Below are 12,625 nucleotides of genomic sequence, written 5' to 3'. Positions count from 1 at the left end.
ATAAATTAATATATTTTATATTATATTACATATTTGTATAAAATTAAAGACTGTTGACACTTTGTCAACAGTCTGAATAACAAGTTTCTATAAAACTTGTTATTAAATAATATATTATATTTCTAAAGATTTATAAATAGCCTTTGCTACTCCATCATTATTATTAGTGTCAGTAATATACTTTGCAATCTCTTTAATTTCTGGAATTGCATTTTCCATGGCATATGAATTTTCAAATTCAGTAAACATAGAATAGTCATTAAAACTATCTCCAAGTACTATTACTTCACTTTTATCTATGCCCATCTTTTTAATTGTTTTTGCTAATATTAATCCCTTTTGAGCTTCAATGTCGCTTATTTCAATATCGTTTGAAAAAGTTGATGCTACTGCTAAATCCGATGTATTTTCTTTTAATTTCTCTTTTAAATTTGCTATTAATTTCTCATCATTATCAAAAGTAACTATTTTTAATACCTCTACATTACTTTCTAAAATTTCATAAACATCATCTATATATTTCATTCCTCTTTCAGTATGGAACTTTTCAACGAATTCTATTACTTCTTCTTCATTCATCTTAGGGTTAAACAATTTAAATCTATCAATAATAGCTTTTTTATCACTTTCTTTATTAGTTACATAAGATCCCTTATTAGTCATTAATTGAATACATAATCCAGCATCATTTAATATATCAAATACTATTTTTACGCTATCTTTATTCATATAAACACTTTCAATAACATTTCCATTTACGTCTCTGTACTCTGCTCCATTACTTAAAATACATTCGCATTTTAAATTACATTCTTCTAAATATGACTTAACAGCACCATAATCTCTTCCTGTTACAATTGTAAAGTGTCTTCCCATTTCTTGAGCTTTTCTTATAGCCTTTAAGTTTTCTTCAGATATCATATGATCATCATTTAGTAAAGTCCCATCCATATCACTTGCAATTAATTTTATCATATCTTATTCTCCTACTCCTTATCTTTAATGTTATTTTATACTATTTATTATACCAAACTTTATTATATAAAATATAAATAATAAAGTTAAATTTATAAGTGGTATAAAAAACGGACTACATATTATAAATAAAATGTAGTCCATTTCCCTAATTATTAAAGTTCTTCACCATTAGTTGCTATAACTTTTTTATACCAATAGAAACTCTTCTTTTTACTTCTATTTAAAGTACCATTTCCTTCATTATCTTTATCGACATAAATAAATCCATATCTCTTTTTCATTTCTCCAGTTGATGCTGATACTAAATCTATACATCCCCATGGAGTATATCCTATTAAATCAACTCCATCTGCAATTGCTTCTTTCATTGCTTTAACATGTTCACTTAAATACTCAATTCTATAATCATCATTTATAGTTCCATCTTCTTCTGGAATATCTACAGCACCTAATCCATTTTCAACTATGAATAATGGCTTTTGATATCTATCATATAGTTGATTTGCTGTTATTCTTAATCCAAGGGGATCTATTTGCCATCCCCATTCTGATGCCTTTAAATATGGATTTCTAACAGTTTTAAATGCATTTCCTGAAGTTTTTCCATTAACTATTTCTGGATCAACACTTGCACATCTGCTTGAATAATAACTAAATCCAATAAAATCTACAGTATTATTCTTTAATATCTCATCATCATTTTCACCAAATACAAGCTCAATTCCATTTTCTCTTAAGAATCTCTTTGCATAACCAGGATATTCTCCTCTTGATTGAACATCTATAAAGAATAAATTTTCTCTTTCCTTATCCATGGCCTTTTGGACATCTTCTGGATTGCAACTATATGCATAAGTTGCTCCAGCAGCAAGCATACATCCTACCATAGATCCTGGAATTATTTCATGTGCCATTTTAGTTGCTAATGCACTTGCTATAAGTTCATGATGAGCTGATTGATACTTAATTTGAAGTTCATTATCCCCTTCTTCAAATCTAACACCAGCACCCATAAATGGTAGGTGTAATATCATATTAATTTCATTAAATGTCATCCAATACTTAACTTTATCCTTATATCTTGTGAAGATAGCCTTACAATAGTTTAAATAGAAATCTACAAATTTACGATTTTTCCAACCCCCAAACTTTTCAATAATTCCAATTGGTGTATCAAAATGACATATTGTTACTACTGGTTCTATTCCATATTTAATCATTTCATCAAACATCTCATCATAGAATTTTAATCCTTCTTCATTTGGAGTTTCTTCATCTCCATTTGGAAATATTCTTGACCATGCAATTGAAATTCTTAAACATTTAAATCCCATTTCAGCAAATAAAGCTATATCATCTCTAAATCTATGATAAAAGTCTATCGATTCATGTGATGGATAATATTCTCCATCAACGGGTCTTAATATATCAATTTTACCTTCCATAACTTTTCTTCTATTTTCACCAAATGGACAAAGGTCAACAGTAGTTAATCCTTTTCCCCCTTCTTTATATCCACCTTCACATTGGTTTGCAGCTAAAGCCCCTCCCCATAAGAAATTTTCTGGAAACTTATTTAAATTATTATTCATAACTATACCTCCACACTTAATTAACTATTAGAAGTTAAGAGCTAAGAGTTTATATTAATTTCTCACACTTAAGCATCTCTTGGCTCTTATCTTTTTATATTTTTATCTACTATAAAATAGTGATTATATCCTCTCCTGCATTAACTGATTTTATTTCTTTTGGTACTATTTCTAAATATTCCATAGTATTTGTGATAATAACAGGTGTAACTAATTCATAACCTTCTTTTTTAATAGCATCCATATCAAATTCAACTAAAGTATCTCCAACTTTAACCTTATCTCCATCTTTAACATGTGCAGTAAAGTGTTTACCATCTAATTGAACTGTATCCATACCAATATGAATTAAAATTTCTGCTCCATCTTCTGATTTTAATCCAATTGCATGTTTAGTTTTAAATATCATTTGAACTGTACCATTTATTGGTGAAACTACTTTTCCTTCTGTAGGATTTATAGCAATACCTTTTCCCATCATTTCTGATGCAAATGTTTCATCTTTAACATCTGTTAAAGGAACTATTTCTCCATTTAATGGGCTTGCAATAATTATCTTATTCATTAATGGTGCTTTATCCACTGCAACTTCTTCTAAAGTTTCATCTTCCATTTCTTCACCTTCATTTGATGGATCTTCAAATCCAATTATCCAAGTTAATACAAATGATGACACAAAAGCAATTCCACAACCAATTAATGCATGAATGATATTCATTGGATTCTCACCTATAAATATCGCTATAGATGCAAGTCCTGGTGCTCCTGATGAATAACGAACAACTCCCATTAATCCAATGTATAAACCTGCTAATGCTCCTCCAGTACAAACAGCTATTAGAGGCTTTTTAAGTCTCATTGTAACTCCATACATCGCTGGCTCTGTAATTCCAAGTAATGCAGTTAGCCCTGATGATCCTGCTAATTGTTTTAAATCTTTATTTTTAGTCTTTAATGAAACACTTAATACTGCAGCTCCTTGAGCTATGTTTGACACAAGCATACCTGGTCCAAGAATATTTTCTGATCCCTTTAATGCTAAATCATTAAATGAAAGTGGGAATAATGCATAATGCATTCCAACTAAAACTAGTAATGGAGATACTCCACCAATTATCATTGGTATTGACCATGGTGCAATATTATTTACTGCTGTTACAACATTAGCTAAACCATCTCCTAAAATTGATCCTATTGGTCCTAAAGCAATTAATGCAAGAGGCCCCATTATTAAAATTGTAATTAATGGTTTTGAGAAAAACTTGATTGCTTTTGGTGATATTTTATCTGCAAAATTTTCAACATATGACATTACCCAAACAACTAAAATAATTGGAATAACTGATGATGTATAAGTAACAAGCTTAACAGGTAAACCAAATAAAGTTACAGCTTCTTTTGCATTAACTAAAGCTGTCCAATTTGGATGAATCATTATTCCTCCCATAAGTAATCCCATAAATGGATTACATTTAAATTTAACTGCTGCTGTATATCCAAGAGCTACCGGGAATAAGAAGAATATTGCATCAGCCATAAAACTTAAAATATAATAAGTTTGCCCTTCTTTTGACATTAACCCAAATGTTGTCGCAAGAACTAATAGTGCTTTAAGCATACCTGCTGCTGTAAGCGGAGGTAATATTGGTGTAAATATTCCAGCAATTATATCAAATACATTTGCTAATCCTTTCTTTTCATTTCCACTATCATTTTTAGAAGCAGAACTTTGGAAATCTCCAAGCTTTAATATTTCCTTATATACACTAGCAACATCACTACCTATAATTATTTGATATTGAGCCCCTTTATCTACAACGCCCATAACACCTTTTATTTTCTTTATCACTTCTGTATTTGCCTTTGATAAGTTCTTAAGATTAAATCTTAATCTTGTTGCACAATGTGTTAAATTTGATACATTTTCTTCTCCACCGACATTTTTTAATATTTCTTTTGCTAAATTTTCATAATTCATAGCTTAATTCCTCGCTTTCAATATTTTAATTTTTTCAAATTTAAAATTTTGAAGAATTAAGGTTTTGCCTAGCCTAACCTAGTAACAATCCTATGAAACTTCTAAGGTTATATTAATTTTCCTGCTAATCACCTCCTTAAATTAATTATCAGTTATATATAAAAAACCTAAATTAATTCTTAAAATTTAAGCTAATTTATTTTAATATAAACTTATTTTTCTTAAAATTCAGTTCACATTTAAAATACTAAACTTTTATGTTCATTAATTAAAATAAACATAAATAAAGTTTTTAGCTTAACTTTAATTATTAATTTAGGTTTTGCCTGATCGAATCAGTTACAATCCTAACGGAAATTATTAAAGTAGTATTTAGTTTTAACAATTTTCATGTACTACTCTAGCTGTATGTATTATTAAATATAACATTTCTTCTTTAGTTAATTGAGTGTTATATTTTTGTTTTACAAATCCCTCAATTCTTTTAGTACACTCATAAGATTTTGGATATTTAACTTTTATCATTTCAAATAAATCATTGTCATTATCTTCGTAGTATCTTCCACTCGCTAACCTTTGAGTAAAGAATTTTAAATGAGTTATAAATCTGTAATAATTAATTGACTCTTCATCAAAATCAATATTAAAATGATATTTTACCATTTTTAGTATTTCTTCAATTAACTTAATCATATCTACTATTTCAGGCATTTCTTGATCAAGTTCTCCATTTAATATATGCATAGCTATAGATGCTGCTTCATCTTCTGGTAACTCAACTTGTAAATTTTCTTTAATAACTTCTAATGCATGGATTCCAATTGCAAATTCTTCTTTATGAAGTCTTTTTATATCCCAAAGCATCGCGTTCTTTATTTCTAAATTTTTTTCTGCTCTACTTATTGCAAAACTAATATGATCTGTAAGAGTTAAATAAATATTTTCGTTTAACTTTGTATTTAATTTATCCTCTGCATATCGTATTATCTCCTCAGAAACTTCTAAGTATTTTGCCGGAATATCATTTACTAAAGTAAGCAATTTTTCGTTTATACCTTTATTTTTCAGGACGAATATTTTTTCTACTCTACTTTCATCAATCTCATCGCCTTTTTTCTTTTGGAAAGCTATACCCCTTCCCATAACAACGGCTTCTTCACTATTTTGATTTATAATTGTCACAACATTGTTATTTAATACTTTATTTATGATCATATCAGTATAATCCCTTCATTTTTATATTTTTTTATTTAAGATGTAAATCTCAATTAAAATTATACAAAAAAACCTAAATCAATATCAAATAATGCATATAATTATTCCTACAAAAAAATAATCAATATACATACATTTGGTATCAATTTAGGTTTTGCCTGCTTACTCAGTAACAATCCCAAAACGGATTCCACTATTAACTTGTCTACATTTTATCAACTAATGTAAACATTGTCAACATATTTTTATTTTATTTTTTATTCGATAGCTACCCACTGAAACATCTGTCTCTAACTCATTTGTGTGACATATAACAACTGGTAATTTCCTAAGTAGTAATTCAATTTATACAGCTCCTACAAAACATATACTTTCAATTTTTTGTTTCATTTTTTTATTTATATATGCTACTATTCTTCCTACTAATAGAGCCGATAAAATAGTTCCAATACCTAATCCATCTAACCCCTTATTATTAAGAATTAATATTGCTATTGATAATGCTACTACAACACAATCAAAATATATTTTTGCTTTTCCAAAGTCTATATTAGCCTTCTTACTTATAGCTTGAGCTAATCTATCTGGAGCTACTGGCATAATATTAGCCGTAATAGTAAATATAACTCCAAACGCGGTAATAAAAAAGCTTAATATACAAATTAATATTCTTATATAAAAATTTTCAACATTTATGATATGATCATAAAAAATAATAGATAGTATAAATAATTAATTACTTATACTATCTATTTATTATAATTTAGTTCAAAAAAGTCAATTTATTTATACAATTACAGTTGATTCACTATTTATTTCTTCTTTATCTTTAAGAATAAAATCAACAACTTTTTTCCCATAAGGTAAACAGAATTGGATGAATGGTCCTATAGCTAACATTGAAATAATAGTACCTACTCCAACCTTCCCTCCAAGGATAAATCCAACAACTAAAAATGTTGCATCCATAGCTATTCTAATCCATCTATATTGACATTTAAGTTTATCTTGAATTATAAAAGGAACAATATCATTTGGTGCTACTCCAATATTACTTGCTGACATTATTGAAAAACCAATTGCAATTATAAAGCATCCAGCTAACACTAATAACATTTTTATAAATATATTAGCTGACTCTACTGGGAAATATGAAACCACCTTTACACCTAAGTCAATTATTGGACCTACTCCAACAACACAAATTAGTGTACCTATTTTTATTTTTTTCATATCAGCTATCAATATAGCAATAAATAATACTATCAATATTATCATATTAGCAATACCAGGAGTTACTTCTGCACTTCCTGAAATCATATAAACTATTGATAAATCTTTTAATCCTGTTTTGTTTAGAACCGTTGCCAATCCTTGCGTAAAAACAGTAAATGGATCTGATCCAATGCTTGTCTTTAGAAATAATGCTACTCCTAATTGGATTATACTCATTCCTAAGAAAAATAATACTAATCGTTTAACTAAGTTAATTGCCTTGCCCAAATTTTTCCACCCTCTACTACTTTGTTTTTTACTTCAACTACTACTACGTTTTTTATAACATTTACATTAATTTAAAGTCACTTATCATTTTATCTTAAAATATATTGCTTGTCAAAAATTATCAATTTCTTTAAAATAAATCCTAGAGTATTTTTACTACTCTAGGATTATTTCTAAATTAAATATCTATACATATTTCTTTCATAGACTCCACTTCTATAATTATCAGTATTTTCATCTATATCAATCCTTAAGTCACTTGATAACACCTTATCCTTTACAGAAACTCTTACTGTTATATCAGCTGAAAGCTCTTCATCGGGACTAACTTTATCTATTCTCCAAACTAATTCACTTCCTATTTGATGTACTGCTCCCTTAGAAGCTTTTACCCCTTTAACTATCAAGCCTCTTTGTAGAGTGTCTGTAACTACAACATTTTTTGCAATATCAGGTCCATTATTTCTAAGCTTTATTGTATATTTAGCTTTTTCTCCAATGTCTACAAAAGATTTATTATTATTCCTTTCTGCTACTAAGTCACATACTCTTGTACTTATCTTAGTCAAAAAAGCAGATCCCCCTTTATAAACACCTTTACTGATTTTTATATCATTCTTTATTATAGAATCAGAATATCCAGTAATATATGCATTTAAATCATTATCTATTGCAATTGATAATGCAACATCATATCCATTTTCACCAAAACAAATGCCATTTAATAATGCTAATCTTCCTTCCTTACTTACATCTAACTTAAATAAGAATGAATAAAATCCTAAATCTGAAATTATATTTTTATAATTTTCTAAAGGTAAATCCTTAGAGTTTGTAAATCCAGTTATATAAACATAATTATTACAATCAATTTTTATATCAGAACATACATTAATTCCACTTCCACCTAAATAGCTTCCATATAGAAGTCCTTCTTCCCCATACTTTTTTGTATCTAACTTAATTAAAAATCCTGTTTCTTTGTTAGTACATAATTCATTTTGAAATGCATTAATTGTTATTGGGAACATTTCACTTGAATTTGTAATTCCTGTTATATATGCACACTCATTAGAATCTACAGTTACTGAGTATCCAATACTTTTTCCTTCCCCACCTAAATAACTAGAATATAAAAGTCCTTCTACTCCATTTTGCTTAACATCAAATTTCATTAAAAAAGAACTTATTTCTTGTCCATATCTATTTTTTTCATATCCATTATCGGTTATTGGAAAATCTTTAGATTCAGTAACTCCCGTTATATAAGCGTAATCATTAGAATCTATAGCTACAGAATAAAAACTATCATTATTACTACCACCCAAATATGTTCCATATAACAAAGCTTCTTTTCCCTTAATATTTGTATTTAATTTTATTAAGAAGCCATCTTTGCTATTTTCACAATTACTTGTTTGATATGCATTTTCTGTTATTGGAAATCTACTATTTGATGTTGTATCTCCTACAATATAAACATTTTTATTTTTATCTAGTGCAATTGAATATATATAATCATTTCCCTTTCCACCTAAATAAGTTCCGTAACATAAACTAGTTATTCCAACCTCTCTTGTATTAACTTTTACTAAAAAACCTGTAGTTTCTCCGCCTGGATAACTAGGTAGATATGATTTTTCTGTAGTTGGAAATCCCGCTGTGGAATTTGTAGTTCCCACAACATATGCTACTCCACTATAATCAACCGCTACAGAAACACCTTCATCAACACCATTTCCACCAAGGTATGCTCCATATACTAAAGCTGCTTGACCAATTTTTCTTGTATCTATTTTTATAATATAAGCACTATAATCCTTTCCTGAATAAATAGTTTTATATAAACTTTTTTCTGGAAAACTTTGCACACTTGTAACTCCAGTTATATAAATACACTTATTATTATCTACAGTAATTGAATTACCTCTATCAACCATTGTTGCTGCTTTAAATGTTTCAAATAAAAATGGTACTTTTATTATTAATATTTCATCATTATCATAATTTGAAATATTAAATTTAACTTTAAAGTTTTCTTCTATCTCAAAATTACATTCTATTTTCTCTTTACTAAATTCCTGAACTGCTTCTAGCTTTAATATTTTCAACAATTTATTATCTAACTTAACTAATAAATTTCCCTCTTCATCTATTGTTATTTTATCTGCTCCTTCAAAATTTAGCTTTATATTATCTATATTTTTATTAGGTTGTACAATAAAATCTAATTTTATGTTACCTTTATTACCATAATAAAGCAGATCTATACCCGAATAAATCTCCTTATATAATAACTTTTCATATATCGGTATATAGCTCTTCCATTCAGATTTAATATTCCCTTTAAAATAGTTTAACTTACAGTTAAACTCATTTTCACCTATTATTTGTGGGATTTTATTCGAATCTTCAAAGTTGATTCTTAATACATTTATCTTATATTCATATAAACTATTTAATGTTGTGTTTACTATTGAATTACAATCTACCTCTTTTAATCCGTTAATTTCTTCATTACTTCTAAATGCTAAAACTAATTCTGTATCTGTAAAAAATGTTGTACATTGCTTATGATTTAAAATGAATTGTACTCTTTCGTCATGTTGTCCCATATTTCTTTCAAACATTAATGGTAAACTACTTAAAACATTTGATACTTTTAACTTTGCCAACTCTATCATCCCTTTAATACTATTTTTAATATATATTAAAGTATGTTTATCTAAATTGAATTATCACTATATTTAAATAATAAGTAAAAGGAAACTAACCTTAAACTAGTTTCCTTTTACCTACTTTATATTAATTTATATCTTTCTAATAATTAATTTTATTTTTTATTCTTTATCTCAAGAATTATTCTAGAAATAAAAGTATTTAAATCAATAGCACCCTCATCACCATTATCTCTACTTCTTAAAGAAACAGTTTTATCATTTTCTTCTTTTTCACCTATAACAATCATATAAGGAACTCTTTCATTTCTAGCTTCTCTTATTTTATATCCTATCTTTTCAGTACGTAAATCTATTTCCACTCTTACCCCAACAGCTTCAAGTTTTTCTTTAACTTCATTAGAATAATTAAGAAATTTATCCGAAATAGGAAGGACCTTAACTTGAATTGGTGACAGCCATGTTGGAAACTTTCCAGCAAAGTGCTCGATTAATATACCAATAAATCTTTCAATACTTCCAAATATAACTCTATGAATTACTATAGGTCTATGCTTTTCACCATCACTTCCAATATAGTCTAATTCAAATCTTTGTGGTAATTGGAAATCTAATTGAATAGTTCCACATTGCCATGTTCTACCTAAGCTATCCTCTAGATGAAAATCAATCTTTGGACCATAGAAAGCCCCATCCCCTTCATTAATCTTATAAGGTAACTTCATTTCATCTAAAGCAGCTTTTAATGAAGCTTCTGCCATATTCCACTCTTCATCACTACCCATTGAATCTTCTGGTCTTGTAGAAAGTTCAACACTGTATTTAAAACCGAACTTTGAATAAACTTCATCAATTAGCGCTACAACACCTTTAATTTCTGACTTAATTTGATCTGGAAGCATAAATATATGGGCATCATCTTGAGTAAAAGCTCTTACTCTCATAAGACCATGTAATGCTCCTGAAAGTTCATGTCTATGAACTCTACCTAACTCTCCAACTCTCATAGGGAAATCCCTATATGAATGTGTTTCATTTTTATAAATTAACATTCCACCTGGACAATTCATAGGCTTTAACGCAAATTCTTCCTCATCAATCATTGAAATATACATATTTTCCTTATAATGATCCCAGTGCCCTGAAGTTTCCCATAATTTTTTATTTAGCATTATTGGTGTTTCAACTTCTACATATCCAGCCTTTTGATGTAATTCCCTCCAATAATTAATTAAATTATTTTTAAGAACTACTCCTTTAGGTAAGAAAAATGGGAATCCTGGCCCTTCTTCAACAAAAGTAAATAACTTTAATTCTTTCCCTAACTTTCTATGATCTCTTTTTTTAGCCTCTTCTATATTATCTAAATAAGTCTTTAAAATCTCTTTATTAGCAAATGCTACTCCATAAATTCTTTGAAGCATTTTATTTTTTTCGTTACCTTTCCAATAAGCACCTGCAACACTAGTTAATTTAAAATCTTTTATTCCCTTAGTAGATAAAAGATGTGGTCCCCTACAAAGATCTATAAAATCACCTTGTTTATATAGAGAAATTGTTTCACCTTCAGGTAGTTCCCTTATAAGTTCTATTTTATAAGTTTCCCCTCTTAATTCCATTAACTTTAAAGCTTCTTCTCTACTTACTTCCATTCTTTCTAAAAAAATATCTTCTTTAATAATCTTATTCATTTCTTCTTCTATTTTAACTAAATCTTCGTTATTAAACGGATTTTCTATATCAAAATCATAATAAAATCCATTTTCTACTGTTGGTCCTATAGCCAGTTTTGCATTATTATAAAGTCTTTTTACTGCTTGAGCCATTACATGTGAGGTAGTATGTCTCATAACCTCAATTCCAGCTTCATCATCATAAGTTATTATATTTACCTCATCATTATCTTTTAGCTTATAAGCTAGATCAACTAAGGTTCCATTTACTTCACCTACTACTGCGGATTTTGCTAACTTTTTGCTAATTGATTTAGCTAAATCTAAAATAGTTGAATTTTCATCAACTTCTCTTATAGATCCATCTTTTAATTTTACGTTAATCATATTTCATTCTACCTCCTTAAATGAGATTCCAAATTTAAATTTGGTCAATCATATTTTTGATATAAAAAAAACATCCATCCCTAATATTGGGACGAATGTAATATCCGTGGTTCCACCCAAATTGAATTAAAGTAATTCAATTCATCTCAAAAAGTATTATCAGTCTTCACCGATGGTATTTCTCACTATGTGATACTAAACCATAACTCCAGGGGTAGTTTTCTTATAGTCATATTTAAAAGTACTTTCAGCCTCCGATACTTTCTCTCTTTAAACTGTACTCTATAATACTCTTCCCTATCAACATTTATTAATATTATACTCAATTACTGTTATATGAAAAATTCATTAAATTTATACTACCACTTTTGCATTTATTTGTAAATATAGTTATTATTATTAATATTCTAATCTAATAATTTATTATTTAATATACTAAGATAAAACCATTTTCCACTTACTATTATTATCAATGTGATATATACCTTTCATTTTTTAACTCCTTTTACTTTAATTTTTATTAGTTTATGTATATTTGCTGAAAAAATCATTTTTTTATTTTTAAAAGAAGTTAGTATAAAATATACTAACTTCTGATATCTTTTATCTAATGACTAGAAT

At 27.8% G+C, this 12,625-nt stretch carries 8 protein-coding genes and 1 other annotated feature; all 8 genes read right to left on the bottom strand.

Annotated elements, in window-relative coordinates; all coding sequences use genetic code 11:
- Positions 1 to 114: 114 nt before the first annotated feature.
- The 8 genes from HCG76_RS16685 to thrS all read right to left on the bottom strand — a co-directional run bounded on the left by HCG76_RS16685 (position 115) and on the right by thrS (position 12,004).
- Positions 115 to 975 carry a Cof-type HAD-IIB family hydrolase gene (locus HCG76_RS16685; protein WP_221701508.1) on the bottom strand — a complete coding sequence of 287 codons (861 nt, stop codon included), beginning with the start codon at positions 973 to 975 and terminating at the stop codon, positions 115 to 117.
- Between the two features lie 155 nt (positions 976 to 1,130).
- Complete coding sequence (locus HCG76_RS16680; protein ID WP_221701509.1) at positions 1,131 to 2,570, bottom strand: 6-phospho-beta-glucosidase; 1,440 nt, start codon at positions 2,568 to 2,570, stop codon at positions 1,131 to 1,133.
- A gap of 109 nt (positions 2,571 to 2,679) precedes the next feature.
- Positions 2,680 to 4,548, bottom strand: a complete 1,869-nt coding sequence (locus HCG76_RS16675) for a beta-glucoside-specific PTS transporter subunit IIABC (protein ID WP_221701510.1) — start codon at positions 4,546 to 4,548, stop codon at positions 2,680 to 2,682.
- 378 nt (positions 4,549 to 4,926) lie between these two features.
- Positions 4,927 to 5,763 (bottom strand): BglG family transcription antiterminator LicT, encoded by an 837-nt coding sequence (gene licT / locus HCG76_RS16670; protein WP_221701511.1) that lies wholly within the window; start codon positions 5,761 to 5,763, stop codon positions 4,927 to 4,929.
- A 345-nt stretch (positions 5,764 to 6,108) separates the two neighbouring features.
- Positions 6,109 to 6,432: a DUF6198 family protein gene (locus HCG76_RS16665; RefSeq protein ID WP_294173402.1), complete on the bottom strand. Its 324-nt coding sequence runs from the start codon at positions 6,430 to 6,432 to the stop codon at positions 6,109 to 6,111.
- Positions 6,433 to 6,549: 117 nt separating this feature from the next.
- A complete protein-coding gene (locus tag HCG76_RS16660; protein ID WP_221701512.1) occupies positions 6,550 to 7,266 on the bottom strand; it encodes a YczE/YyaS/YitT family protein in 717 nt (238 codons plus the stop codon).
- 173 nt (positions 7,267 to 7,439) lie between these two features.
- The gene (locus HCG76_RS16655) at positions 7,440 to 9,941 is read right to left on the bottom strand and encodes a DUF7948 domain-containing protein (protein ID WP_221701513.1); all 2,502 of its coding nucleotides are present in this window, start codon (positions 9,939 to 9,941) and stop codon (positions 7,440 to 7,442) included.
- Between the two features lie 158 nt (positions 9,942 to 10,099).
- A complete protein-coding gene (gene thrS / locus HCG76_RS16650; RefSeq protein ID WP_221701514.1) occupies positions 10,100 to 12,004 on the bottom strand; it encodes a threonine--tRNA ligase in 1,905 nt (634 codons plus the stop codon).
- A gap of 84 nt (positions 12,005 to 12,088) precedes the next feature.
- Positions 12,089 to 12,317: a binding site (T-box leader), on the bottom strand.
- Positions 12,318 to 12,625: the final 308 nt, after the last annotated feature.

This window comes from Clostridium sp. K13, assembly GCF_019734195.1.
Taxonomy (GTDB): Bacteria; Bacillota; Clostridia; order Clostridiales; family Clostridiaceae; genus Clostridium.
This window is presented reverse-complemented; position numbering and strand designations above follow the sequence as displayed.